Here is a 24,058-nt window from a genome sequence, read left to right on the forward strand (position 1 = left end):
GCGCGAAAGGATACGGGAGCGTGGCCTGCAGCCGCCGCCGGCGGATGCACCGGGGTGGTGCAGAACATCCAAAGTCCCGCACCAATTCCGGTCAAACACCCACGGGCACCGCGCCGGTGCCCAATGAAATCAACGACCTGGAATTGGCACGCGCCCTGCTATGACTGTGTCATCCCATCCCGCACAGGTGCCACCCGATGTCGTTCGAACAGGTCGAGAAGCTGGTCAAGGATCACAAGGTCGAGTTCGTCGACCTGCGTTTCACCGACATGCGTGGCGTCCAGCACCACGTCACCTATCCCGCCTCCATCCTCGAGCCCGGCCTGTTCGAGGACGGCGTGATGTTCGACGGTTCGTCGATCGCCGGCTGGAAGGGCATCGCCGAGTCCGACATGGTGCTGCTGCCCGATCCGTCCAGCGCCTACATCGACCCCTTCACCGCCGACCCGACCATCATCCTGGTCTGCGACGTGCTCGACCCGGCCACCATGCAGGCCTACCCGCGCGACCCGCGCGGCATCGCGCGCCGCGCCGAGGCCTTCCTGAAGTCGTCGGGCATCGCCGAACAGGCGTTCTTCGGCCCCGAGCCCGAGTTCTTCATCTTCGACTCGGTGCGCTATGCCAACGAGATGGGCAACACCTTCTTCCACATCGATTCCGAGGAAGCGGCGTGGAACACCGGCCGCGAGTACCCGGGCGGCAACCACGGCTACCGCCCCGGGGTGAAGGGCGGCTACTTCCCGGTCGCACCGCTGGATTCGCTGCACGACCTGCGCGCGGAGATGTGCAAGACCCTCGGGCAGATCGGCATCGAGGTCGAGGTGCACCACCACGAAGTCGCCAACGCCGGCCAGTGCGAGATCGGCACGCGCTTCAACTCGCTGGTCAAGAAGGCCGACGAGCTGCTGGCGATGAAGTACGTGATCAAGAACGTCGCGTTCCGAAACGGCAAGACCGCCACCTTCATGCCCAAGCCGATCGTCGGCGACAACGGCAGCGGCATGCACGTGCACCAGTCGCTGGCCAAGGGCGGCAACAACCTGTTCTCCGGCGACGGCTACGGCGGCCTGAGCCAGATGGCGCTGTGGTACATCGGCGGTGTGTTCAAGCACGCGCGTGCCTTGAACGCGTTCACCAACGCCGGCACCAACAGCTACAAGCGACTGGTGCCGGGCTTCGAGGCGCCGGTGATGCTGGCCTACTCGGCGCGCAACCGCTCGGCGAGCTGCCGTATCCCGTACGTGGCCAACCCGAAGGCGCGCCGCATCGAGTTCCGCTTCCCGGATCCGATCCAGTCCGGCTACCTCACCTTCGCCGCGCTGCTGATGGCCGGCCTCGACGGCATCAGGAACCAGATCGATCCGGGCGGCCCCAGCGACAAGGACCTCTACGACCTGCCGCCGGAAGAGGAGAAGAACATCCCCAAGGTCGCGCACTCGCTCGACCAGGCGCTGGAGGCACTCGACGCCGACCGTGGCTTCCTCACCGCCGGTGGTGTGTTCACCGACGACTTCATCGATGCCTACATCGATCTGAAGATGAAGGAGGTCACCGCGTTCCGCTCGGCGACCCATCCGCTCGAGTACCAGATGTACTACACCATCTGATCGCGCCCGCTGTCCTCTCCCGTGCGCGGGAGGGCCATGCACGAACCCTTCTCCCGCATGCGGGAGAAGGTGGCGCGAAGCGCCGGAAGGGGCCCGACTGGCCGCCGGCACCTGCCTGCGCTATACCGGTGCACCCCCGCTTCCCGGACTGCATCGCACCGTGATCCGCACGCTCCTGCTTGCCTCCTGCATCGCACTCCTCGCCGCCTGCAGCCACGCCCCGCCGCGCAACCCGATGGCGCAGTGGGTGGAATCACCCAACCACGATGCACGCCGGCCGACGCTGATCGTCGTCCACTACACCGAGCAGGACTCCGCCGCGCAGAGCCTGCACACGCTGCGCACCGGCAACCGCTTCGGCCCGGTCAGCGCGCACTACCTCATCGGCGCCGACGGCACGCTGTACCAGCTGGTCGCCGACGAGCGTCGCGCCTGGCACGCGGGTGCGGGCAGCTGGGGCACCATCAGCGACGTCAATTCCGCCTCGATCGGCATCGAGCTCGACAACGACGGCCAGAGCCCGTTCGCCGATGCGCAGATCGACGCGCTCATCGCACTGCTCGACGACCTCACCACGCGCCTGCGCATCCCGCGCACGCACGTGATCGGCCATTCCGATCTCGCCCCCGGGCGCAAGGTCGATCCGGGTCCGCTGTTCCCCTGGCAGCGCCTGGCCGAAGCCGGCTTCGGCGTGTGGCCGGATGCCGACGCACCGCCCGCACCGGAAGGCTTCGATCCGCTGCTTGCCCTGCGCCTGCTCGGTTACCCGCTCGACAACCCGGCCGCGACGATCCGCAGCTACCGCATGCGCTTCCGCGGCGACAGCGCCGACACCCTGGACGCCGAGGACCTGCGCATCCTGCATGCGCTGACCCGCCACGAGCCCGTGCCGGCGCGGTAGCGCGGCTGGGAGGAGGTGCCGGGTTCGGCGTTGCCCGTTCGGGGACACGCTCGATGCGAGCCCGGGCGGAGCCAGAGCCAGAGCAGGGCATTTCTGGCGGGTACCGCAGAGCACAACGGAGCAATTCACGCACGCACGAACACTCCAGCAGCAGGCGTTCGCGTCTCGTCTGGAGAGAAGCTTTTCTCAAGCTTTCTTCCGCCTGAGGGCAGTCCACGCGGCCCGCCGCGGCCACAGGGGGATGCCCAGCCGGATATCTCCGCGTCCTGCTCCCACATCCGGCCGCCGGCCATCCATGGCCGGCTCTGGACATCCCCCTGCGTCCGCGGCGGGCACCGACACGGCGTCGAGTCGGGAAGAAGGTCAACGGCGAAGAGCCCCAGACCCGTCGTGGCAGTGACCAACTTCGGCTGCCGCGCTGTTGACCTTCATGCCGCAACTGCCGACGCATGAGCGTGTTGGGCGACGGCTTCAGCAAAAACCGCCGCCGCTTTCCATGCGGTAGCCGGGGAGTCCAGCGTGTGCCATCGCGGACGACTGCAGACCACCGGCCCCGTTCTCCGTGCCGAAACCCACGAACGTTCTGGCCCGTCGCGTGCATCGGGGGGTGTGCTCCCAGCCGGCCATGGATGGCCGGCGGCCGGCCGTGGTAGCTGGGCGCGGACTCCGGCCGGGGAAGCACACCCCCCGATGCGCGCGACGGGCAGCGCGGGTCACACCGGAGCAGCTCGCGCACGCTCAGACGCGAGGAACCGCCATCCCCCGCACTCCGGGAAACGCGTACGAGCGCGCCATGCCGCAACGCCATCGATGGCGGAAAAAGCGCCGGCCTCCGCACCTGGAGCGTCAGCGCTGGCGCCGCGAGCGTCGCGCGCCGCACTCCACGCGCCGCCGATGGCGAAAAAAGCGCCATCGACGGCGCAGTTGGACGCACCAGAAGCGTCACGCAGCGCCATGCGTGGCGAAAAAAGCGCCATTCGCGGCGATTCGAGCGCGACCCGTGACCGTTTTTCCGCCGGCGCCCGCGTTGCAGACCCCGTGGCCCGGGTCGCCAAGCCCATCGATGGCGCTTTTTTCGCCATCGATGCCGGACCTTGCGGAATGCACGGCCCGCAAGCGTCGCCCGCCACCCAGGAGCGGCCCATGCCTGCCCCGATGTCGTGCCGCGGCGATCGCACCGCCCGGTGCTGCACTACGATGGTGCAATGTCCGCCGATCCCGCACCGCCGCCTGCTGCGCCGGAACTCGATGCCCTGACCACGCCGCTGGCCTGGGCCGGCGCGGACGGGCGCGTGGCCGGCTGCAACCACGCGTTCGCGCGCTGGCTGGGGGTCGCGGTGCGGCGGGTGATCGGCACCCCGTTGGCGGCCCTGGACGCGGAGTCGCCGGCACGGCTGGCCGACGTGCTCGAACGCGGCGGACCGCTGGACGCCCCGCTGCGGCTGCGCCGCCTCGCGCTGGCCCTGCCGGGCGGGTCGCCGCGCTTTGCCGACGTCTGGCTGAGCGCGCAGGCCGATGGCGGCTGGCTGCTGGAGGCGCATCCGGTCGATGAATTCCCCGGCGAGGACCCGCTGCGGGTGTTGCCGAGTGCGTTGTCGGCGGCGCTGCGTGGCCTCGCGCACGAACTGCGCAATCCGCTGGCCGGCATCAAGGGCGCCGGCCAGCTGCTGGCGCGGCGCGCGCAGGACGACGACAGCCGCGAACTGGTCGCGCTGGTGCAGTCGGAGGTCGACCGCCTTGCACGCCTGGTCGACGACCTGCTCGAGCCCACTCCGCCGCAGCCGCACGTGCCGCTCAACATCCACGCCGTGCTCGAGCGGGTGCTGCGGCTGGCCGAGAGCGATGCCGGCTGGGGCGTGCGCCTGGTGCGCGACTACGACCCCAGCCTGCCGGAACTCGACGGCGATTCCGCGCGGCTGACCCAGGCGGTGTGGAACCTGGTGCGCAACGCGATCCAGGCCGGCGCCGACACCGTGACCCTGCGCACCCGCATCGAACATGCGGCGCGCATCGCCGATGCACCGCCCGCGCCCGCGCTGCGGCTGGAGATCGTCGACGACGGCCGCGGCGTGCCGGAAGAACTTGCCGAGCAGGTGTTCCTGCCGCTGGTGTCGGGCCGCGCGGACGGCACGGGGCTCGGGCTGGCGGTCGCGCAGCAGGTGGCGCGCGAGCACCGCGGGTCGCTGGCCTACCGCTCGCGCGCCGGCCATACCGTGTTCACCCTGCTGCTGCCATTGGCCGCAGCACACGAGGAGATGCAGGGCGATGGCTGATGGCGCGCAGGTCTGGGTGGTCGACGACGACCGTGCGGTGCGCTTCGTGCTGGCCGCCGCGCTCAGCGAGGCCGGCTACGAGGTGTCGGCCTTCGACGGCGCCGCCGCCGCGCTCGGCGCGCTGGGGCAACGGCCGCCGCCCCAGCTGCTGTTCACCGACGTGCGCATGCCCGGCGAGGACGGCCTGGTGCTGCTCGAGCGGCTGAAGGCCGCGCGGCCGCAGCTGCCGGTGATCGTGATGTCGGCCTATACCGACGTCGCCAGCACCGCCGGGGCATTCCGCGGTGGCGCGCACGAATTCCTCTCCAAACCCTTCGACCTCGATGACGCGGTGGCGCTGGCCGCGCGCACGCTGCGCCCGGCGGCGATGCCGGCGGCCGCCACGCCTGTCGTCGACAGCAGCGCAGATGCGCTGATCGGCGACACCCCGGCGATGCGCGAGCTGTTCCGCGCGATCGGGCGCCTCGCGCAGGCGCCGCTCAACGTGCTCATCACCGGCGAGACCGGCACCGGCAAGGAGCTGGTGGCGCGCGCGCTGCACCGCGAGTCGCCGCGCGCACGACGGCCCTTCATCGCCATGAACACCGCCGCGGTGCCGTCGGAACTGCTGGAAAGCGAACTGTTCGGGCACGAAGCCGGCGCGTTCACCGGTGCCCACAAGCGCCATATCGGCCGCTTCGAGCAGGCCGATGGCGGCACGCTGTTCCTCGACGAGATCGGCGACATGCCGCTGCCGCTGCAGACACGGCTGCTGCGGGTGCTGGCGGAGGCGGAATTCTTCCGCGTCGGTGGCCGCGAGCTGATCCGCGTCGACGTGCGGGTGGTCGCCGCCACCCATCAGGACCTCGACGCGCTGGTCGCTGCCGGCCGTTTCCGCGCCGACCTGCTGCACCGGCTCGACGTGGTGCGCCTGCACCTGCCGCCGCTGCGCGAGCGCCGCGACGATGTGCCGACGCTGGCCGACGCCTTCCTCGCCGCTGCGGCGCAACGGTTCCAGGCACCGGTCAAGCGCCTCGACGCCGGCGCGCGCGAGCGCCTGCGCGCGCACGACTGGCCCGGCAATGTGCGCGAGCTGGAGAACCTGTGCTGGCGGCTGGCCGCCCTGGCACCGGCGGAGGTCATCGGCGCGGGCGACGTGCGTGCCGCGCTGTCGCCCGGGCGTGCGGCGCACGGTGGCGGGATCGCGGTGACATGGGGCGATGCCCTCGCGGCCTGGGCGCGCGAACGCCTGGCCGCCGGCGAACCCGACCTGCATGCGCAGGCACGTGAGCGGCTGGACCAGGTGCTGCTGGACGCCGCACTCGAACACACCGGCGGACGGCGCAGCGAAGCCGCGGCCCGGCTCGGGCTCGGCCGCAACACGCTCACCCGCAAGCTCGGCCCACGGCGGCCTGCGCGGTAGCCGTTGCAGCAAGCGCGGGCTATTGCGTATGCCGCGACTGGAACGGAAGTCGCCGAAGCGCCGACAGCCGGATGCGGCCCATCAGGTGCGCACGCAGAGATAGCGCGCTGGGCGGGAGCAACGCACTGGGACCCGCTTCATCCTGCCTGTCGCCGACGGCGCTATCTTCGACGCCCTCCCGCATGCCCCGACTACCGTCATGAACTTCCGTCCCGGTCTTCCGTGTGCCGTCCTGCTGCTGTCCGCCTGTGCCGGTGCGCCGCGCACGTCGCCACCGCCGGTGGCTGCAACGCCGCCACCGCCGGTGCATGCCACGGTCGGCACCGCGCAGGAAGCATTCGTGCCGCTGGCATCGGCGTCCGGCAGCCTGGTCAGTGGACGTGCGTCGCTGCTCGCGGCCGACGGTGGCGTGCGTGTCACCGGCGAGGTCGGCGGGCTGGTGCGCAATGGCGCGCATGGTTTGCAGGTGCACGAGCGCGGCGACTGCAGCGCCGCCGATGCCGGCAGCGCCGGCGCCTATTTCGATCCCGCAGCCGGCGCCGACCAGCGCGGGGTGGTGGCCGGCGCCGGGACGCTGCGCATCGTCGCCGACGCCGAGGGCGTGGCGCGCTTCGACCTGCAGGTGCCGGGTGCGGTGCTTGGCGGCGGCGCGGCCAACGACATCGCCGGGCGCGCGCTGGTGGTCTCCGGAGCCACGCCGGGATCCTTCAGCGCACGGGTGGCCTGCGGGGTGATCCGCGTGGTGCGCTGACTGCGCGGCAACGCCGCTTGCGGTATACCGGGTGCCCAGTCCCGAACCGGAGTTCCCCATGCGCAGGATCCTGCTGCTCACCCCGCTCGTCGCCGCTCTGGCCGCGTGTTCGCCGGCCGACCGTGGCGAAGGCGAAATGGCCGCCGACCAGCCGTCGGCCTCGCCGCAGACCGCGCCGCTGGCGACATCCCCCGCCGACCCGGCCGCCAATGCCGACGCGCAGATGATGGGTGGCGTCAACGACCTGATGGCCGCGACCGTCACCCTTGCTCCGACCGCCGGCAACGACGTCAGTGGCAACCTGCGCTTCACCCGCTCGGGCGACGGCATCCGCGTCAGCGGCGACGTGCGCGGCCTGCCCGCGGGCGGCGAGCACGGCTTCCACGTGCACGAGAACGGTGACTGCAGCGCACCGGATGCCACCAGCGCCGGCGGCCACTTCAACCCCACCTCGCAGCCGCACGGGCGCGCCGGCGAAGGCGACCACCACGCCGGCGACAGCGACAACCTGCAGGCCAACGACGAGGGCGTGGCCAGCGCCGACCATCTGCTGGCCGGTGCCACGCTGGGCGATGGCGCACCCACCGACATCGTCGGCAAGGCGGTCATCGTGCATGCCAACCCCGACGACTACACCACCCAGCCGACCGGCAACGCCGGTGACCGCCTGGCGTGTGGCGTGATCGAGGCAAGCGCCGGGCGTTGATGCGTTGCCGCCCTCTTCCGTACGCGGGAGAGGGCGGTCGTGTCGCCGGTGCCGGTGACCTCAGCCGACCACGCTGCGCGGGTCGGCGTCGTCGGGGCAGTGGTCGAAGCGCACCGGGACGCCGTGCGCGCGCAGCACCGCGTCGAACTGGCGCTGGCGCGCCTCGAAGTGCATCCATCCCCGCTGCAGCCGCGCCTCGTCGTCCTCGCCGGCGGCATAGCGTGCGCGCCACGCCGCGGGTGAGAACAGCGCGATGCGCGCCTCGCCGCCGGTGTAGTGCACCAGCGGCTCGGGTGCGGCATCCAGCGAGGCCTCGTCGGCCGGTGACAGCAGCGCGACCTCCAGCACCGGCCACAGCGGCGCGATGCCGGCGTGTTCGTACTGCAATGCGGTCATCGCCAGCAGGTCGTGCGCGGTCAGGTAGCGCGCGTGTTCGATGGCGAGGCCGAACACCTCCTGTGCGTGCAGCGCGGTTTCCGCGCCGGCCATGCCGGTCTCCATCAGTTCGCGCTCGAACGCATCGGCCACCGCCGCGGTGGTCCCGGCGTCGCCACGCAGCACCAGCGGGACCAGCCGCAGCGGGCCGCCAGCGTGCTCGGGTGCCGGTGACAACGCACCCGGCAGGCGGCCTTCGTGGGCACCGAATGCGATGACTCGGCCCCCGGCCTCGCCCGGCGCGCGCGCCGCGAGCTGGTCGAGTTCGTCATGCAGCGGCCAGCCCGGGCGCAGCAGTTCCACCGGGTCGTAGTGGGCACCGACGGTGATCAGGTCCAGCCCGGCCGCGGCAGGCACGAAGCCTGCGAGGTCGCGCGCGATGCGTTCGCCCAGGGCACCGGCATCCGCCTGTGCGAGCGTGTCCGGACCCTGCGCGCGCACGTCGCCGAGTTCGAGTGCGAGTGCGGCGCGCACCACCGGTGCGGGATTCAGCGCGGAGTCTGGCATGTCGATTGGACGTCCCGTACGGCGGCGTTAAACTCGATCGCATTATGCCCGTCAAGGTCGACAGGCACCTTCTCCCCGAGGAGCTCCCGATGCCGTCAGGTCGTCCCGTCGCCGTTCTCGGTGGCGTCCGCATTCCCTTCTGCCGCCAGAACAGCGCCTACGCGGACGTCGGCAACCTCGGCATGTCGGTCAGGACCCTCGGCGCGCTGGTGGAGAAGTTCGGCCTGCACGGGCAGCAGCTGGGCGAGGTCGCGATGGGTGCGGTGATCAAGCACTCCAGCGACTGGAACCTCGGCCGCGAGGCGGCGCTGTCGTCCGGGCTGTCGGCACTGACCCCGGGCATCACACTGCAGCGTGCCTGCGGCACCTCGCTGGATTCGATCATCACCGTCGCCAACAGGATCGCCGTCGGCCAGATCGAATCGGGCATCGGCGGTGGCGCGGACACCACCTCCGATGTGCCGATCGTCTACGGCCGCGCCCTGCGCCGGCGCCTGCTGGCGGCGAATGCGGCCAAGACCCCGAAGGACAAGCTGGCGGCGTTCCGCGGCTTCCGCCTGCGCGAACTCAAGCCGGACTTCCCGGGCGTCGCCGAGCCGCGCACCGGCAAGTCGATGGGCGAGCACTGCGAGGACATGGCCAAGGAATGGAGCATCTCGCGCGACTCGCAGGACGAGCTCGCCGCCGCCTCGCACCACAAGCTCGCCGCCGCCTACGACCGCGGCTTCTTCGACGACCTGGTGGTGAGTTTCCGCGGCGTCGCGCGCGACAACATCCTGCGCCCGGACACCTCGATCGAGAAGCTTGCGACGCTGAAGCCCGCATTCGACCGTGCCTCCGGGCGCGGCACGCTCACCGCCGGCAACTCCACCCCGCTCACCGACGGCGCCGCCGCCTGCCTGCTGGCCAGCGACGAATGGGCACGCGCGCATGGTCATGTTCCGCTGGCATATCTGCGCGATGCGCATGTGTCCGCTGTCGACTTCGTGCATGGCGAAGGCCTGCTGATGGCGCCCACGGTGGCGGTCGCCGAGATGTTGCGTCGCAATGGGCTGACGCTGCAGGATTTCGATTTTTACGAGATCCACGAGGCGTTCGCCGCGCAGGTGCTGTGCACGTTGCGTGCGTGGGAGAGCGCCGACTACTGCCGCAACCGGCTGGGCCTGGATGCGCCGCTGGGCCGCATCGAGCCGGCCAAGATCAATCCGCTGGGCTCGTCGCTCGCGACCGGCCATCCGTTCGCCGCGACCGGTGCGCGCATCATCGCCACCGCGGCCAAGCACCTCGCCGAGCGCGGCGGCGGCCGCTGCCTGGTGTCGATCTGCACCGCCGGCGGCATGGGCGTGGTGGCGATCCTCGAACGCTAGTCGCTCACCCGTGCCGCGTAAGCGGACGCGGGTGTCGACTTCCCGGAGAGATCGATGTTTCCGGAGCCCGGGCAAGCGGGGCGCCCGCGGGTTCCTGTCTCTCAGCGTGAGCAGCCGGCAGCAGCCACGCCCTATCGGTGCTGCTGGCGGTGCCGCACCCGCCCACCGACATGCGCCGGCGTCACGCGAGCCGCTACCGCAGCGGCGGATCCAGGTCGCGGTCGCGCATCACCTCGCCATCCAGCGGCATCACCGTGCCGGCGCCGCTGTCGCGTGGCGGCAGTGCGGCCACCGGTTGTCCGCGGCCGGCGCGCAGCGCATTCGCGTAGGCATAGCGGGCACGTCCCTCGTCGCCCTGTGCCAGCCACGCATCGCCCAGCACTTCCCAGGCGCCGGTGCCGGCGCCCTGGTCGATCGCGCGATGCGCGTAATCCTCGGCGCGCTGCCACTGCGACTGCTCCGCGGACAGCCGTGCCAGTGCCAGCAGCAGGGCCGGGCTGCCCGGGTGCTTCGCCAGCCAGCGCTCGCAGGTGGCGATGCGGTGTTCGCTACGGCCCAACGGCAATGCGCCATAGCGGATCGCAAGCTTCTCGTCCCAGCGCGTGTCCAGCGCCTGTTCGAGGCTGCGGGTGGCGGCTTCCTGCCAGCCCAGTGCGGCCGCGCGTTCGGCATAGGCGGCGGTCACCGGTGCGTCGGCACGCACGCCCTTGGGCAGTGCCTCCCAGCGCGATGCCAGCAGGTTCTCGTCCTCGGCCTCGCGCAGCGACGCGGCCGCCCAGCGTGCCTCGAGATCGTCGAGCCGCTCCTTCGGCAGGGCGTGCTGCTGGCGCAAGGCACCGAGCAGTTCGTAGGCCTGCATCGCCTGGCCGGACGCGGCGAGCGCTTCCGCGCGCAACGCCAGCCCGCGTGGCGGCAACGGCTGCGCCGCGGGGGTGTCCAGCGCGACCAGTGCATCGGTGGGACGTTCGTCGGCCAGCGCGAGCTCGGCGGCGGCGATGGCGCGTGCCGCGGGATGCCGGTCGCCGAAACCCTCCAGGCCACGGCGCGCGGCGGCACCGTCGCCGCGCGCCCATGCCGCCTGCACCGCGGAGATGCGTGCCGCGGCCTCGGTGTCGGGGTCATCGACCGCCTCGGCCAGCAGCTTCTCGGCGCGGCTGTAGTGGCCCTCGTGCAGGGCGACCATGCCCTCGGGCAGGCGCAGGCGCGCGTGGCGGTCGCGGCGCCGGTTCCAGGTGCGGAACGGAAAGCTCAGCAGTGCCCACACCAGCCACAGCGCCAGCAATACCAGCAGCGCGACGCCGATCGCCTCGACCAGGCTGGCGGTGTAGTCGTAGCCGCCATAGCGCACCAGCACATGGCCGGTGTCGCCCGACAGCAGCATGTGCGCAATGAACGCGCCCAGCACCGCGAGTACCAGCAGGAACAGCACGTTGCGAAGGACAGTCATGGAAGGCGCTCCCCGAGTGGAAGGACTTGGGCCACGCCACGCTAGTGCGCGCCCTGTCTGCGGAGAATGAATGCGCGACGGGGCATCGCCCGCTCAGGGCAACGCCATTGCCGCCGCCAGCAGCGCTTCCGGCTGCGGGCTGTGGGCCGCGCGCGCGTGGGCGAAGCCCGATGCACGGGCGAGGTCGGCCAGGCGTTCGCTGGCCGCAACCACCTGTGCCGAGCGCAGGCGGCGCGCGGCGGGCCCGGGCAAGGCCTCGAGCACGCGCTGCAGCGCCTCGCCACTGGTCAGCGGCAGCAGCAGCGGGGCATCACCGGTGTCGAGCAGCTGCGCGATCGCCGCAGTGTCGAGCGGCAGCGGATCACGCACATAGACATCGGCGCGCACCACCCGGGCGCCGCGCGCGACCAGTTCGGCAGCGATCTGACCGCGGCCGCCCGGGGCGGTCACCAGGCCGACGATGCGGCCGCGCACCGCGGCGGCGTCCACCTGGGGCATCGCCAGCAGTCCTTCGCTGTCCTGGCGCTCGGGCGCGGCGGCGTTGGCGACGCCGGCGGCGCGCAAGGCCGCGCAGGTGCCGGCCCCCACGGCCAGGCGCGCGCCGGCACCGCCCAGTGGCATCAGCGCGGCGGCGGCGGCCACCGCGGGCGGGCTGGTGAAGACCGTCACCGGCGCATCGAGCGCGGCGGCCAGCGCGGTACGTGCCGCGGGATCGTCGCGATGCACGATCCGCCACGGCGAGAGCGCGATCAGGCCCAGGCCATGGGCGGCGGCGGCGCGCTCGAGGGTCGCGTGTTCGCCCGCCGGGCGCAGCGAGATCACGTAGGATGCCGGCCGCTCGGGCACGGCGGGAACACTGGCATGCGGCATGGCCGCAGCTTGGTGCCTGGGCCGACGTCCCGCAACCGCGACAGGAGTTCCGATGACCGCACCGATCACTGCCGACCCCGCCGCCCTCGAGCGCCTGCAGGCGCACTTCGACGGCATGCCGCCGGTCGCGGCGATGCAGGTCGGCGTCACCGGCTGGGACGGCGACTGCCTGCGGCTGTCGGCACCGCTGGCCACGCACGTCAACGACAAGGGTTGCGCGTTCGGCGGCAGCCTGGTGTCGCTGGCGACCCTTGCCGCCTGGGGCCTGGTGACCCTGCAGGTGGAGGCGGCGGGGCTGGACGCCGATGTCTTCGTCGCCGCCACCGAGGTGCGCTACCGCGCCCCGCTGTTCGCCGACCTCCACGCGCAGGCGCGGCTGGAGGAGGGCACGTGGCCGGGCTTCATCGACACCCTGCGTACGCGCGGCCGCGCCAGCACCTGGCTGGTCGCTTCGGTCCCGCTGCCCGACGGTGGCATCGCCACCGAGGCACGCTTGCGCTACGCGGCGATCCTGCGTGCGCCGGTTTCCGCGCCGGGGCAGGCCGACTAACATGCCGGCGGGGACCAACAACGGGATGCATGCGATGCGCTGGATGCGGTGGGGCACGATCGTGGCGCTGATGCTGGGCACGCTGCTGCTGGCGGGCTGCGCCACCGCCGGCAAGAAGACCAGCGAACTCGAACGCATGCAGTACATGTACTCGGCGGCGATCCGCTGGGGCGATTTCGAGGGTGCCTGGAACCTCGTCGATCCGGAGCTGCGCGAAGCGCACCCGATGAGCGAGCTCGAGTTCCAGCGCTACGAGCAGATCCAGATCTCGGGCTACCGCGAACTCGCCACGCAGCCGGGCGAGAGCACCGCCGCGCGCGAGATCCAGATCGGCGTGATCAACCGCCACACCATGGCCGAGCGCACCGTGCGCTACACCGAGCAGTGGCGCTACGACGCCGAGGCCGGTCGCTGGTGGCTGGCCGGCGGGCTGCCGGACTTCTGGGCCGGCGAGTAGCGCCGCGTCCGCGCATCACCCGGTGTTTTGCGCCCCGCCGCGCGCTGGGCGACAATCGCCGCCCGTCGTCTGCAGTAACCGAATCCCGTGACTTTCGAAGAACTGCTGGCATTTGCCGGCCGCAACCACCTGCTCGCGTTGGCGCTGGTCGGCATCACGCTGGCCCTGATCTGGACCGAGATCGCCCGCCTGACGCGCGGCTTCAAGGGTCTGCGCCCCGCCGAGCTGACCGTGCTGGTCAACCGCGAGAACGCGCTGGTGGTCGACCTGCGCCCCAGCGGCGACTTCGAGAAGGGGCATATCCCCGGCTCGAAGAACGTGCAGATGAGCCAGTTCGATCCCGAGAACAAACAGCTCGCCGCGGCCCGCGCGCTGCCGGTGGTGCTGGTGTGCAAGACCGGCCAGACCGCCAACACGGCCGCCAAGCGGCTGAAGAAGGCCGGTTTCGAGCAGGTCTACGTGCTCGAGGGCGGCATCGGCGCCTGGCAGCAGGCCGACCTGCCGCTCAAGCGCGGCCGCTGAGCAGACCCGGCGCGCCGCGGTCGCGGTGCCATAATCGATCCTTTCCGATCCCACTACCCGAATTCCGCTGGAGTCCACCATGTCCGAGCAAGACAACGTCGCCGCCAATGGCGCCGCCGCCCCCGCGCAGCCCGCCGGCGCGCAGTTCACCGTCGAGAAGATCTACGTCAAGGACGTGTCCTTCGAGTCGCCCAAGGCGCCCCAGATCTTCAACGAGCAGGCGCAGCCGCAGCTCAACATGAGCCTCAACCAGAGCGTGCAGCGGGTGGGCGACAACGGCTACGAGGTCGTGCTCAAGATCACCCTGACCTGCTCGCTGGCCGAGGACAACACCGTCTACGTCGCCGAAGTCGCGCAGGCCGGCGTGTTCGGCCTGGCCGGTTTCGAGCCCAACGTGCTCGACGCCATGCTCGGCACCCACTGCCCGAACGTGCTGTACCCGTACGCGCGCCAGCTGCTGGGCGAGCTGATCCAGGCCGGTGGCTTCCCGCCGTTCCTGCTGCAGCCGATCAACTTCGACGCGCTGTATGCCGAAGGCCTGCGCCAGCGCTCCGGCCAGCAGGCCGGCGACGGCACCGAGATCGTCGGCAACGCCTGACCGATGGTGTCGCGACCGCATGTCGCGGTGCTGGGCGCGGGCTCCTGGGGCACCGCGCTCGCCGCCCTGATCGCCCGCCATGACGTCCCCACCGTGCTGTGGGGACGCGATGCGCAGGCGGTCGAGGCAATCGACCGCGACCACGTCAATGCCCGCTACCTGCCGGGCATCGCCCTGCCGGAGTCCCTGCGTGCGACCGCCGACCTCGGCCGCGCCCTCGACGGGGCCGGCCTGGTGCTGGTGGTGGTGCCATCGCACGCGTTCGCGGAAACGCTGCGCGCGATCGCGCCGCTGCGCCCGCATGCTGCCGGCGTGGCCTGGGCGACCAAGGGCTTCGAGCCCGGATCCGGGCGCTTCCTGCACGAGGTCGCCGCCGAGGTGCTCGGCCCCGACGTGCCGCTGGCGGTGGTGACCGGCCCGTCGTTCGCCAAGGAGGTCGCGCTCGGGCTGCCGACCGCGCTCACCGTGCATGCGCACGACGAGGCCTTCGCCGAGCAGGTGGCCGGGGTGCTGCACGGCCCGGCCTTCCGTGCCTACACCGGCAGCGACATGAGCGGCGCCGAACTTGGCGGCGCGATGAAGAACGTGCTGGCGGTGGCCACCGGCGTTGCTGACGGCATGGGCCTGGGCCTCAACGCCCGCGCCGGCCTGGTGACCCGCGGTCTCAACGAGATGCTGCGCCTCAACATGGCGATGGGCGGCCGCCCGGAAACCCTGATGGGCCTGGCCGGGCTGGGCGACCTGGTGCTGACCGCCACCGGCGACCTCTCGCGCAACCGCCGCCTCGGGCTTGCACTGGGCCGCGGCCAGCCGCTGGAGGAAGCGGTGCGCGAGATCGGCCAGGTGGTGGAGTCGGTACAGACCGCCGACGAGGTCATGCGCCTGGCCGACCGCCATGGCGTCGACCTGCCGATCGCCGCCAACGTGCGCGATGTCCTGCACGGCGACATCACCCCCGCCGAAGGCGTCGCCCGCCTGATGGCCCGCGAGCGCAAGTCCGAATACCCGGCAAAGCTGTTCGGCTGAGTTGGGGGCGGTGCCCGTGGGGCCGCTGCAGGCAGCAACGGAAGGTCTTCCCCGGACGCCGGGGGCGATGGCCATGCAGCTTGACTACCCGGGTCCTGGCGAATGCCCCGTTTTGCCCCGCGCTGCCCGGCGCGCGCGCCGGGGGGTGTGCTCCCCCGGCCGGAGTCCGCGTCCAGCTACCACGGCCGGCCGTCCGCACACCCCCCGATGCACGCGACGGGCTCCTGCATTCGCCGCTCCGGCGGAGAGCAACAGCGGGTTACTGCCGGTGTCGCCTGCAACCGACCACAGCTTGGGCGCTCACTGGTCGACAGTCTTCCGTCCTTGGTTCCTCGGACCGGCACGGAGGTCAACAACGGCGGCAGCCGAAGTCGTCAACTGCGCGACGGCCTGACCTTATTCGCTGTTGACCTTCTTTCAGACGCGACGACGGTTCGGGCCCGCCGCGGCCACAGGGGGATGTCCAGAGCCGGCCATGGATGGCCGGCGGCCGGATGTGGTAGCAGGACGCGGAGATATCCGGCTGGGCATCCCCCTGTGGCCGCGGCGGGCTGCCCGCGCACCCAACCGGCCCGTGCTCTGGCTTGGCTCTCGGGCTCTCGGGCTTCCGGGCTTCCGGGCGCGAGGCTCCGCGCTCGGATGGAAGTCCCTCGATCGCGACAAGAACCCAAAAAAAGACCCGACTGTTTCCAGCCGGGTCGAACGTCGCATATCGGGGGAGAGAGATCTTGCGACGTGTCCCGCGGGTCGGGGAGGGAGCTCCCGCGGGGTATTGCCCTGTGCTGGTGCTTACCAGGTGAAGCGCGGACCGACGAACCACTGGGTGTCGCCGCCGGCGAACTTCACGTCGCCGGACACGCCCCAGTTCGGGGTGAACTTCCACTGTGCGCCCAGGCGGCCGTAGAAATCGTCGCCGTAGAAATCGCCGTAATCCTCGTAGCCGGCCATCGCATAGCCTTCGAGCTGCGGAGCCAGCGCGCCGCGCAGGCCGACCTCGACGCTGAAACCGTCCGGGTCGTAGCGGTTGCCGAAGATGTCGCGGCCGGCATCGAACTTCTCGTAGGCGACCCGGGTGACCAGGTCGGCGTTCTGCGAGATGCCGTGGTTGTAGCCGATGCCGATGCGCCACTCGTCGAAATCGACCGGGGTGTTGTCGACGTCCTGACGCTGGAAGCCACCGAACACATGGAAGTTCGGGTGGAACGCAACCGAACCCCGCGCGGCGAAGCCGTCGGCATCAAGGTCCGAATTCGTGGAGACGTAGCCGCCTTCGACATAGTTGTAGGACAGCGCGGATGCCGACTGCGCGGACGCGGCGAACGGCAGGGCCGCGGCCAGGCCGAGGGCGAGCAGGGAAGCCTTGATTCGGGACATTCGGAGCGCCTTTTGAATGGAAGCGGCTGAAAGAGGGCCGGCCCGGGAGGACGGGAGGGAGGGAGCGCGAATCCAGACGAACGAACTTGCGCACCGGCCTTCCGGACCGACGGGCGTCATTTTGCTGACTGGGGGCCAACGTGCCCTGAATTGTGTACGGCGCAGTACAGGAACTTTTCCGGAACTGTTCAGTTGCGATCACGGGTGACTGACGGCGGGCCCGGAAGAATCGGCGGAATGAGCCCTGTGCTCGCCCGACCTGTCTTCCCGTGGAGCCCGCCATGCGCTGTATCTGTTGCCCCGTGATCCTCGCCCTCGGTCTTGCTGCCTGTGGCGGCGGCGACACCGAATCCGCCGTGGACACCCCCGGGGCAGACGAATCGCCGAAGACGCGGGTGCTCGAAGCCGGTGCCGCGGTGCTGCAGGACAAGCCCCCGATCGATGCGATCAATGCCTACCTCGACGGCTTCCACTTCTACAACGGGCGGATGGAGGCGCAGATGGAGGCGCACCACTACTGCTCGCACCTCAACGAGGACGTCATCCAGTGCGTGATCTACGACGGCAACGTCGGCGACGCCAAGCTGATGGGGGTGGAGTACATCGTCAGCGAGCGGCTGTTCGCGGCGCTGCCCGAGAGCGAGAAGCCGCTGTGGCACAGCCATTCGTACGAAGTGAAGTCGGGCACGCTGGTCGCGCCCGGCATTCCGGAAATTGCCGAGGACGAGCTGATGGAGAAGCTCGTCGGCACCTACGGCAAGACCTGGCACACCTGGCATACCGACCTCGACAAGGAACTGCCGTACGGCGTGCCGCAGCTGATGATGGGCTTTACCGCCGATGGCCAGTCCGACCCGGCGATGGTGGCCGCGCGCGACGAGCGCCTCGGGGTGGACAGTCACGCCAAGCGCGAGCGCCGCGCCGATATCGTCGCGCCGCCGGTGCTGCCGGGTGCGAACGCGTGGGAGCAGGGCAACGTGATCCAGCTCGACGATCCCACCGGGCACGAGCACGGTCGCGGTGGTGCGACGCCATCGGCGGGGACCGATCCCGCGGAGCGCAATGCGAGTTCGCAGACCGGCGGGGAGGCCACCGCACCCGCGGAGTGAGAGGTCCGACCGGAGCGGTCAGGCCATCACTCGGGTGGCGTCCGCCGCTTGCGCGGGGCTGATGGATGCGGCCGCCAACGCGGCACGTGCGGATGACCCGGCACGTGCCAGCGCCAGTGGAAATCGATGGCCTGGCTGATGCCGATGCGCGGCCCGACCGCAGGCGTTGCGGGCGGCGGGGTGCCATCGTCGACGATGGCGATGCCGCGGTCGGGCGCGACGAGGTCGGCGCCGTCGAAGTCGCCGGTGATGCCCATCGCCTGCGAGAGCTTGCCGGGGCCGTTGGCGAGGTCGCGGTCGCGGCGCGCGCCTGGCCGTGCGGCGCGGATCAGGTCGAGCCCCTGCAGCGGTTCGATTGCCCGTAGCAGCACGCCGGCGCCCTCGCCGACATCGCCGCACACTGCGTTGCTGCCCCAGTGCATGCCGTAGGTGAAGTAGACATACAGGTGCCCGGGCTCGCCGAACATCGTGGCATTGCGCCGGGTCGGGCCGCGATGCGAATGCGCGGCGGGATCCTCGCTGCCGGCATAGGCCTCGACCTCGACGATGCGGCCGGCGCGGCCGTCATTGCGCACAAGGATCCTGTTGAGCAGCTGCGGTGCGACTTCCGTTGGATGGCGGCGGTAGAAGTCGCGTGGCAGCAGCGTCCAGTGCGCGGGCAATGGAAAGGGCATGCGCATCCTGTGTGGGTGGGATGTGCAGCCTGCACGGATGCGGGTGGCTGCGGGGTCAACGGCCATCAGCCCCACGTAGGGCGCCTGCGCCGGAGGGTGTTCGGGGCTCCGGGATGATGAAAGACGGATACGCAGGGGCGCCTGCCGGGTATTCCGCCGAGTCGGCGCCCGATATCGCCTTGGTCGGCGAAACACCCGGCAGGCGCCTGAAGACACCATCGCGATCTGGATGGAAAGCCATGCATCGGCAAACGCCGGCACTGCGATGATGACGTTCCCGCACAGCTGCACTGTCCTGCCATGCCCGATCTCGAACTGCGCCCGGTCCTCCATCTGCTGCTGCACGTGCTGGTGCCGCTGGCGGTCGCGCGCATCGTGTGGCCGGAGCACTGGCGGCGCGCCGCGATCTGGATGCTGGCGGGCTGGCTGATCGATATCGACCACCTGCTCGCGGACCCCGTCTATGCCCCGGGGCGTTGCAGCATCGGCTTCCATCCGCTGCACACCTGGCCCGCGGTGGGGGTGTATGCCGCGCTGATGGTGCCGCGGCGCACCCGCTGGTTCGGCACCGGGCTGGTCATCCACATCGTGCTCGACGCGATCGACTGCGTGCTGATGTAGCGGCGCTACACCGAACCCGCGAACCCGTGCTGTCGCCAGGCCTCGAACACCACCACCGCCACCGCATTCGACAGGTTGAGGCTGCGATTGTCCGGTCGCATCGGCAGCCGCAGCCGGTGCCCGGCGGGAATGCCGGCAAGCACGTCATCGGGCAGGCCGCGGGTTTCCGGGCCGAACAGGAAGGCATCGCCCGCCTCGAAGCGCACCTGGTCGTGGCGCGTGCTGTTGCGGGTCGACAGTGCGAACAGCCGCGGCGGCGCGAGCGACGCCAGCGCGGCTTCCAGCGAGTCGTGGACCTTCAGCGTCGCGTACTCGTGGTAGTCGAGGCCGGCGCGCCTGAGCTGGCGGTCGTCGAGGTCGAAGCCCAGCGGGCGGATCAGGTGCAGGCGCGCGCCGGTGTTGGCGCACAGGCGGATCACGTTGCCGGTGTTGGGCGGGATCTCGGGCTGGTAGAGCAGGACGTCGAACATGCGCGTGGTCACCGGCGGGGGCGCAAGTGTCGCACCCGTTACCGCGCCGCGGTCACCAGGGGATCGGCTCGCCCTGCCAGTCGAAGAAGCTGCCGGAGTCGGCCATCGACAGGTCGTCGACCCGCGCCAGCAGCCCGGCCACCGCATCCTCGGGCGCCACCTCGGCCTGTTCGCCGCCCATGTCGGTGCGCACCCAGCCGGGGCTGACCGCCACCACCACGATGTCGCGCACCGACAGTGCCTGTGCCAGCAGCACGGTGGCCATGTTCAGCGCGGCCTTGCTGATCGCATAGCTGGGGGTACCGAAGCGCGTGGTCAGGCCGATCGCACCGATGCGCGAGGACATGTTGACCACCCGCGCGCCGTCGGCGAGCTGCGGCGCCAGTGCCTGCGTCAGCAGGTAGGGCCCGGCGGCGTTGGTGCGGAAGCTGTGTTCGAGGTTGTCGAGGTCGAGCGCGCCGAAGCGTTCGCCCGAATGCAGCACGCCGGCATTGTTGATCAGCAGGTCGATGTACGCGTCTTCCAGGACCAGCGGCAGCTCGCGCAGCAGTTCCGCGTGAGCGCGTGGTTGGGTGATGTCGAGCGGCAGCACGTGCAGGTGGCCGGGATATTCGCCGGCCAGGGTGTTGAGCGCGGTGGCCCTGCCGGGCTCGCGTGCGGTGGCGACGACGCGGTCGCCGCGGGCCAGCAGCTGGCGGGTGAACTCCAGGCCGATGCCGCGGTTGGCACCGGTGACGAGGACGTGGCGGGACGGTTGGCTGTTCATGCCGAGAGTGTGCCTGCCGGCGGCGCCAAGGGCATGTGGGCAATGACCAGTGGCGGGTGCGATGCGGTGATCGTGGCGGCTACCATCGGCGTCCATCGACCGTCCGCCCGGACAAGGAGACCGCATGCGCCACGCCCGTACCGCTGCCGCCGCAGCACGCCCCCGTACCGCCATCCTCGCCTGCGCGCTGGGGCTCGCCCTCGGGATGGGCGCGCTGGTGCCGTCCGCGTTCGCACAGACCCCGCCGCCGGCGGTCGACATCGCCTACGAACAGTTCACCCTGCCCAACGGCCTGCGCGTGGTGGTGCACACCGACCGCAAGGCGCCGATCGTGGCGGTGAACCTCTGGTACCACGTCGGCTCCAAGGACGAGCCAGCCGGGCGCACCGGCTTCGCGCACCTGTTCGAACACCTGATGTTCCAGAAGACCGAGCACCACGACGGCGAGTTCTTCGCCCCGTTCGAACTGGTCGGCGCCACCGACATGAACGGCACCACCAACAACGACCGCACCAACTACTTCCAGAACGTGCCCACCACCGCGCTCGACATGGCGCTGTGGATGGAATCCGACCGCATGGGCCATCTGCTCGGCGCGGTGGACCAGGCCGCGCTCGACGAGCAGCGCGGGGTGGTGCAGAACGAGAAACGCCAGGGCCAGAACCAGCCCTACGGCCAGGTCTGGGAGGTGCTGGGCAAGTCGCTGTATCCGAAGGGCCACCCGTACCACCACAGCGTGATCGGCTCGATGAACGATCTCGATGCCGCCACGCTCGCGGACGTGCAGCAGTGGTTCCGCGCCTGGTATGGCCCGAACAACGCGGTGCTGGTGCTGGCCGGCGACATCGACGTGGCCACCGCGAAGGAGAAGGTCGCGCGCTACTTCGGGCATATCCCGGCCGGGCCGACGATGGCGCAGCCGTCGGTGGATCCCGCGCGCCGCACCGCCACCACCCGCGACACCCTCGAGGACAAGGTGCCGCAGACGCGCATCTACCGGGTCTGGAACGTGGCCGAAACCGGCTCCGAGGATCTCGAGCGGCTGCAGGTGCTCGCCCATGTGCTCGGCGGTGCGCGCACCTCGCGGCTCGACCGCCGGCTGCTGCACACGGACCGCCTGGTCGACAGCATCAGCGCGATGGCCGGGGGCGGCCAGCTGGGCTCGCGTTTCATGATCATGGCCAACGTGCGCGACGGCGTTGAGCCCGCGCAGGTGGAAGCCGCGATCGACGAGGAGCTGAAGCGGTTGATCGCCGAAGGCCCGGACGCCGGCGAGGTCGAACGCGCCAAGACCGCGGTGCGCGCCGGCTTCATCCGCGGCATCGAGCGCATCGGCGGCTTCGGCGGCAAGGCCGATGCGCTGGCCGAATGCACCGTGTACGAGCAGGACCCGGGCTGCTTCCGCCGTTCGCTGGAGACGATCGCCGCGACCACCGCGGAGCAGGTCGCCGCGGTGGGCCGCACCTGGCTGGCCGCGGGCGACCACGTGCTCACCGTGGTCCCGGGCGAGCGCCAGGAGATTCCCGAGGAGCCGGCGGTGACGCCGGCGCCGTTCGAGCTGCCACCGGTCGACTCGAAGTACACGCATACGCAGCCGCAGGTCGATCGCAGCCAGGGCGTGCCGGTGCCGGAGAGCTTCCCGGAACTCGCGTTCCCGGCGCTGGAGCGCGCGCAGCTCTCCAACGGCACGCAGGTCATCCTCGCCCGCCGCAGCGACATTCCGGTGGTGCAGATGAGCTACGAGTTCCCCGGTGGCTACGCCGCCGACCAGGGCCGCAGGCTCGGCACCTCCGGTTTCACCATGGGCATGCTCGATGAAGGCGCGGGCGAGCTGCGCGCGCTGGAATTCGCCGAACGCGCGGAGGCACTCGGTGCGGTGCTGTCGTCGGGCGCGAGCCTGGATGGCGGCAACGCCTACCTGTCGGCGCTGAAGGAGAACCTGGATCCGTCGCTTGCGCTGTATGCGCAGATGATCCGCGCGCCGCGCTTCGACCCGTCCGAGATCGACCGCGTCAAGGCGACCTGGATCGCCGGCATCCGCCAGGAGAAGGCGCGCCCCAACGGCGCCGCGCTGCGGGTGCTGCCGCCGCTGCTGTATGGCGAGGGGCATCCATATGCGATCCCGCTCAGCGGCAGCGGGACCGAGCAGTCCGTGGCCGCGCTCACCCGCGACGACCTCGTCGCCTTCCATCGCGACTGGGTGCGCCCGGACAACGCCACCCTGGTGGTCGTCGGCGACACCACGCTGGACGAGATCGTGCCGGCGCTGGAGCGCCACTTCGGCGACTGGCGCGCCGCCGGTCCCGCCCCGGAGCTGCCGTCGGTGGATGCGGTCGCGCGCCCGGCCAGCCCGCGGGTGTTCCTGATCGACCAGCCGGGTGCGGTGCAGGCCAACATCTTCGTCGGCCAGCTGGTGCCATCCAGCCGTGATGACGGCGCCACCCGCTTCGGCATCGCCAACTCGGTGCTCGGCGGCACGTTCACCTCGCGGCTCAACATGAACCTGCGCGAGGACAAGCACTGGTCGTACGGCGCGTTCACCACGACCGTCGGTGCGGTCGGGCCGCGGCCGTGGATCGCGCTGGCACCGGTGCAGATCGACCGCACCGCCGATGCGCTGGCCGAGATGCGCCGCGAGATCAGCGAATACGCCAGCGGCCAGACCCCGGCCACCGCTGACGAAGTGGCCAAGATCCAGGCCACCGAGATCCGCGGCCTGCCGGGTTCGTACGAGACCGCCAGCAGCGTGCTGTCCGAGATCTCGGCCATGGTGCGCTACGGCCGTGCGGACGATTACGTCGAGCAGCGGCGGGCCGAGATCGAGGCACTCACTCCCGCCCAGGTGCACGAGGCCGCGGCAACGATCGACCCGCAGCGGCTGACCTGGGTGATCGTCGGCGACCTGTCGAAGATCGAGGCGCCGGTGCGCGCGCTGGAGCTGGGCGAGGTGTCGGTGGTCGACGCCGACGGCAACCCGGTCCAGCAATAAGCCGGACGGCGCCCCTTCTTCCGCTGCGGGGTGAGGCGGCACGCCTGCGAGCCACTGGCTCGCGTGCCGGCGAACGCCCGAGCGGTGACGCGAGGGCCGGGGCGCGGAGCGGGGTGGCCCGAAGGGCCGGATGAGGGCAGCAGGGCATCCGTGCGACTCCGGATGGTCATCGGCAGCGGTTGCCGCCGCCGGGCCACACTCCCGCCTACCGCCAATGTCAGAATCCCCGGTCCTCACGCCTTTCCGGAGTTGTCCCATGCGCGCCCCGATCCTTGCGGTCCTGTTCCTCGCCACATCCGGCTGCACCTGGGTGCACATGGCGCCCGGCGCCAGCGCGGTGCGGGTCGCGGCCACCGCGCCGTCGGGCTGCGAAAAGCGCGGGGAGGTCGAGGTCTCGGTGAAACACAGCGTGGCCTTCATCGAGCGCAACCAGCTGCGCGTGCGCGAGGAACTGGAAACCCTCGCCCGCAACGAGGCGCCCGGTCTCGGCGCCGACACCGTGCATCCGCTGGCGCCGCCCACCGCGGGCAGCCAGCGTTTCGCCGCGTGGCGCTGCGGCGGCTGAGGCGCGGACTCCGCTCTGGAACCGCGCTTCCGCCCGCGGGGTGAGCCGGTACGCTTGCGAGCCACCGGCTC

23 protein-coding genes are annotated in these 24,058 nt (G+C 71.0%); 16 read left to right on the forward strand and 7 right to left on the reverse strand.

Annotated features, from left to right (window positions below):
- The first annotated feature begins 197 nt into the window (after positions 1-197).
- The 6 genes from glnA to LDO11_RS00280 all read left to right on the forward strand — a co-directional run bounded on the left by glnA (position 198) and on the right by LDO11_RS00280 (position 7,640).
- Positions 198-1,607 carry a type I glutamate--ammonia ligase gene (glnA, locus tag LDO11_RS00255; protein ID WP_129134740.1) on the forward strand — a complete coding sequence of 470 codons (1,410 nt, stop codon included), beginning with the start codon at positions 198-200 and terminating at the stop codon, positions 1,605-1,607.
- 163 nt (positions 1,608-1,770) lie between these two features.
- Entirely contained in the window at positions 1,771-2,508 is a 738-nt protein-coding gene (locus LDO11_RS00260; RefSeq protein WP_232140299.1) for an N-acetylmuramoyl-L-alanine amidase, read from the forward strand.
- A gap of 1,205 nt (positions 2,509-3,713) precedes the next feature.
- On the forward strand, positions 3,714-4,781 hold the full coding sequence (locus LDO11_RS00265; RefSeq protein ID WP_129134742.1) for a two-component system sensor histidine kinase NtrB: 1,068 nt from the start codon (positions 3,714-3,716) through the stop codon (positions 4,779-4,781).
- Positions 4,774-6,183 carry a nitrogen regulation protein NR(I) gene (ntrC, locus tag LDO11_RS00270; protein WP_232139730.1) on the forward strand — a complete coding sequence of 470 codons (1,410 nt, stop codon included), beginning with the start codon at positions 4,774-4,776 and terminating at the stop codon, positions 6,181-6,183. Before LDO11_RS00265 ends, ntrC begins: the two co-directional genes overlap by 8 nt.
- Before the next feature lie 199 nt (positions 6,184-6,382).
- Complete coding sequence (locus tag LDO11_RS00275) at positions 6,383-6,934, forward strand: superoxide dismutase family protein (protein ID WP_232139731.1); 552 nt, start codon at positions 6,383-6,385, stop codon at positions 6,932-6,934.
- A 58-nt stretch (positions 6,935-6,992) separates the two neighbouring features.
- The gene (locus tag LDO11_RS00280; protein ID WP_100323861.1) at positions 6,993-7,640 is read left to right on the forward strand and encodes a superoxide dismutase family protein; all 648 of its coding nucleotides are present in this window, start codon (positions 6,993-6,995) and stop codon (positions 7,638-7,640) included.
- Positions 7,641-7,700: 60 nt separating this feature from the next.
- Here the strand turns inward: LDO11_RS00280 and LDO11_RS00285 are convergent, their stop codons facing one another.
- The gene (locus LDO11_RS00285; protein WP_232139732.1) at positions 7,701-8,582 is read right to left on the reverse strand and encodes a hypothetical protein; all 882 of its coding nucleotides are present in this window, start codon (positions 8,580-8,582) and stop codon (positions 7,701-7,703) included.
- Between the two features lie 89 nt (positions 8,583-8,671).
- Between LDO11_RS00285 and LDO11_RS00290 the strand changes: the two genes are divergently transcribed.
- Positions 8,672-9,949: an acetyl-CoA C-acetyltransferase gene (locus LDO11_RS00290; protein WP_232139733.1), complete on the forward strand. Its 1,278-nt coding sequence runs from the start codon at positions 8,672-8,674 to the stop codon at positions 9,947-9,949.
- Positions 9,950-10,142: 193 nt separating this feature from the next.
- On the opposite strand, the gene LDO11_RS00295 is transcribed toward LDO11_RS00290, so the two are convergent.
- Positions 10,143-11,396, reverse strand: coding sequence for a heme biosynthesis protein HemY (locus LDO11_RS00295; RefSeq protein WP_232139734.1), 1,254 nt, complete (start codon positions 11,394-11,396; stop codon positions 10,143-10,145).
- A 93-nt stretch (positions 11,397-11,489) separates the two neighbouring features.
- On the reverse strand, positions 11,490-12,266 hold the full coding sequence (locus LDO11_RS00300; RefSeq protein ID WP_232139735.1) for a uroporphyrinogen-III synthase: 777 nt from the start codon (positions 12,264-12,266) through the stop codon (positions 11,490-11,492).
- Positions 12,267-12,318: 52 nt separating this feature from the next.
- Between LDO11_RS00300 and LDO11_RS00305 the strand changes: the two genes are divergently transcribed.
- The 5 genes from LDO11_RS00305 to LDO11_RS00325 all read left to right on the forward strand — a co-directional run bounded on the left by LDO11_RS00305 (position 12,319) and on the right by LDO11_RS00325 (position 15,419).
- Positions 12,319-12,816 (forward strand): YiiD C-terminal domain-containing protein, encoded by a 498-nt coding sequence (locus LDO11_RS00305; protein WP_232139736.1) that lies wholly within the window; start codon positions 12,319-12,321, stop codon positions 12,814-12,816.
- Positions 12,817-12,850: 34 nt separating this feature from the next.
- Positions 12,851-13,273: a hypothetical protein gene (locus LDO11_RS00310; RefSeq protein WP_232139737.1), complete on the forward strand. Its 423-nt coding sequence runs from the start codon at positions 12,851-12,853 to the stop codon at positions 13,271-13,273.
- Between the two features lie 87 nt (positions 13,274-13,360).
- Positions 13,361-13,795, forward strand: a complete 435-nt coding sequence (locus LDO11_RS00315) for a rhodanese-like domain-containing protein (protein ID WP_232139738.1) — start codon at positions 13,361-13,363, stop codon at positions 13,793-13,795.
- A 79-nt stretch (positions 13,796-13,874) separates the two neighbouring features.
- On the forward strand, positions 13,875-14,393 hold the full coding sequence (gene secB / locus LDO11_RS00320) for a protein-export chaperone SecB (RefSeq protein WP_129134750.1): 519 nt from the start codon (positions 13,875-13,877) through the stop codon (positions 14,391-14,393).
- 3 nt (positions 14,394-14,396) lie between these two features.
- Positions 14,397-15,419, forward strand: coding sequence for an NAD(P)H-dependent glycerol-3-phosphate dehydrogenase (locus LDO11_RS00325; protein ID WP_100323855.1), 1,023 nt, complete (start codon positions 14,397-14,399; stop codon positions 15,417-15,419).
- A gap of 789 nt (positions 15,420-16,208) precedes the next feature.
- Here LDO11_RS00325 and LDO11_RS00330 read toward each other — a convergent pair.
- Entirely contained in the window at positions 16,209-16,784 is a 576-nt protein-coding gene (locus LDO11_RS00330) for an outer membrane beta-barrel protein (protein ID WP_232140301.1), read from the reverse strand.
- A 290-nt stretch (positions 16,785-17,074) separates the two neighbouring features.
- On the opposite strand from LDO11_RS00330, the gene LDO11_RS00335 reads away from it, so the two are divergent.
- Positions 17,075-17,902 carry an OBAP family protein gene (locus LDO11_RS00335; RefSeq protein ID WP_232139739.1) on the forward strand — a complete coding sequence of 276 codons (828 nt, stop codon included), beginning with the start codon at positions 17,075-17,077 and terminating at the stop codon, positions 17,900-17,902.
- Between the two features lie 26 nt (positions 17,903-17,928).
- On the opposite strand, the gene LDO11_RS00340 is transcribed toward LDO11_RS00335, so the two are convergent.
- Positions 17,929-18,576, reverse strand: coding sequence for a DNA-3-methyladenine glycosylase (locus LDO11_RS00340; protein ID WP_232139740.1), 648 nt, complete (start codon positions 18,574-18,576; stop codon positions 17,929-17,931).
- 300 nt (positions 18,577-18,876) lie between these two features.
- Here LDO11_RS00340 and LDO11_RS00345 point away from each other — a divergent pair, with 300 nt between their 5' ends.
- Positions 18,877-19,197 (forward strand): DUF6122 family protein, encoded by a 321-nt coding sequence (locus LDO11_RS00345; protein WP_232139741.1) that lies wholly within the window; start codon positions 18,877-18,879, stop codon positions 19,195-19,197.
- Positions 19,198-19,202: 5 nt separating this feature from the next.
- Here the strand turns inward: LDO11_RS00345 and LDO11_RS00350 are convergent, their stop codons facing one another.
- Together LDO11_RS00350 and LDO11_RS00355 are read right to left on the reverse strand one after the other, a co-directional pair.
- Positions 19,203-19,667 carry a tRNA (cytidine(34)-2'-O)-methyltransferase gene (locus LDO11_RS00350; protein WP_232139742.1) on the reverse strand — a complete coding sequence of 155 codons (465 nt, stop codon included), beginning with the start codon at positions 19,665-19,667 and terminating at the stop codon, positions 19,203-19,205.
- Between the two features lie 52 nt (positions 19,668-19,719).
- Positions 19,720-20,433 carry an SDR family oxidoreductase gene (locus LDO11_RS00355; protein ID WP_232139743.1) on the reverse strand — a complete coding sequence of 238 codons (714 nt, stop codon included), beginning with the start codon at positions 20,431-20,433 and terminating at the stop codon, positions 19,720-19,722.
- A 124-nt stretch (positions 20,434-20,557) separates the two neighbouring features.
- Between LDO11_RS00355 and LDO11_RS00360 the strand changes: the two genes are divergently transcribed.
- Positions 20,558-23,422, forward strand: a complete 2,865-nt coding sequence (locus LDO11_RS00360; RefSeq protein WP_232139744.1) for a M16 family metallopeptidase — start codon at positions 20,558-20,560, stop codon at positions 23,420-23,422.
- Positions 23,423-23,678: 256 nt separating this feature from the next.
- Positions 23,679-23,987: a DUF4156 domain-containing protein gene (locus LDO11_RS00365; protein WP_232139745.1), complete on the forward strand. Its 309-nt coding sequence runs from the start codon at positions 23,679-23,681 to the stop codon at positions 23,985-23,987.
- Positions 23,988-24,058 lie beyond the last annotated feature (71 nt).

The sequence above is a fragment of the Alterluteimonas muca genome (genome assembly GCF_021191595.1).
Taxonomy (GTDB): Bacteria; Pseudomonadota; Gammaproteobacteria; order Xanthomonadales; family Xanthomonadaceae; genus Luteimonas; species Luteimonas muca.

Coding starts and splice junctions, on each gene's coding strand:
- glnA (WP_129134740.1), top strand. CDS start 198: ATGTCGTTCGAACAGGTCGAGAAGCTGGTCAAGGATCACAAGGTCGAG.
- LDO11_RS00265 (WP_129134742.1), top strand. CDS start 3,714: ATGTCCGCCGATCCCGCACCGCCGCCTGCTGCGCCGGAACTCGATGCC.
- ntrC (WP_232139730.1), top strand. CDS start 4,774: ATGGCTGATGGCGCGCAGGTCTGGGTGGTCGACGACGACCGTGCGGTG.
- LDO11_RS00275 (WP_232139731.1), top strand. CDS start 6,383: ATGAACTTCCGTCCCGGTCTTCCGTGTGCCGTCCTGCTGCTGTCCGCC.
- LDO11_RS00280 (WP_100323861.1), top strand. CDS start 6,993: ATGCGCAGGATCCTGCTGCTCACCCCGCTCGTCGCCGCTCTGGCCGCG.
- LDO11_RS00285 (WP_232139732.1), bottom strand. CDS start 8,582: ATGCCAGACTCCGCGCTGAATCCCGCACCGGTGGTGCGCGCCGCACTC.
- LDO11_RS00290 (WP_232139733.1), top strand. CDS start 8,672: ATGCCGTCAGGTCGTCCCGTCGCCGTTCTCGGTGGCGTCCGCATTCCC.
- LDO11_RS00295 (WP_232139734.1), bottom strand. CDS start 11,396: ATGACTGTCCTTCGCAACGTGCTGTTCCTGCTGGTACTCGCGGTGCTG.
- LDO11_RS00300 (WP_232139735.1), bottom strand. CDS start 12,266: ATGCCGCATGCCAGTGTTCCCGCCGTGCCCGAGCGGCCGGCATCCTAC.
- LDO11_RS00305 (WP_232139736.1), top strand. CDS start 12,319: ATGACCGCACCGATCACTGCCGACCCCGCCGCCCTCGAGCGCCTGCAG.
- LDO11_RS00310 (WP_232139737.1), top strand. CDS start 12,851: ATGCGCTGGATGCGGTGGGGCACGATCGTGGCGCTGATGCTGGGCACG.
- secB (WP_129134750.1), top strand. CDS start 13,875: ATGTCCGAGCAAGACAACGTCGCCGCCAATGGCGCCGCCGCCCCCGCG.
- LDO11_RS00325 (WP_100323855.1), top strand. CDS start 14,397: ATGGTGTCGCGACCGCATGTCGCGGTGCTGGGCGCGGGCTCCTGGGGC.
- LDO11_RS00335 (WP_232139739.1), top strand. CDS start 17,075: ATGCGCTGTATCTGTTGCCCCGTGATCCTCGCCCTCGGTCTTGCTGCC.
- LDO11_RS00340 (WP_232139740.1), bottom strand. CDS start 18,576: ATGCCCTTTCCATTGCCCGCGCACTGGACGCTGCTGCCACGCGACTTC.
- LDO11_RS00345 (WP_232139741.1), top strand. CDS start 18,877: ATGCCCGATCTCGAACTGCGCCCGGTCCTCCATCTGCTGCTGCACGTG.
- LDO11_RS00350 (WP_232139742.1), bottom strand. CDS start 19,667: ATGTTCGACGTCCTGCTCTACCAGCCCGAGATCCCGCCCAACACCGGC.
- LDO11_RS00355 (WP_232139743.1), bottom strand. CDS start 20,433: ATGAACAGCCAACCGTCCCGCCACGTCCTCGTCACCGGTGCCAACCGC.
- LDO11_RS00360 (WP_232139744.1), top strand. CDS start 20,558: ATGCGCCACGCCCGTACCGCTGCCGCCGCAGCACGCCCCCGTACCGCC.
- LDO11_RS00365 (WP_232139745.1), top strand. CDS start 23,679: ATGCGCGCCCCGATCCTTGCGGTCCTGTTCCTCGCCACATCCGGCTGC.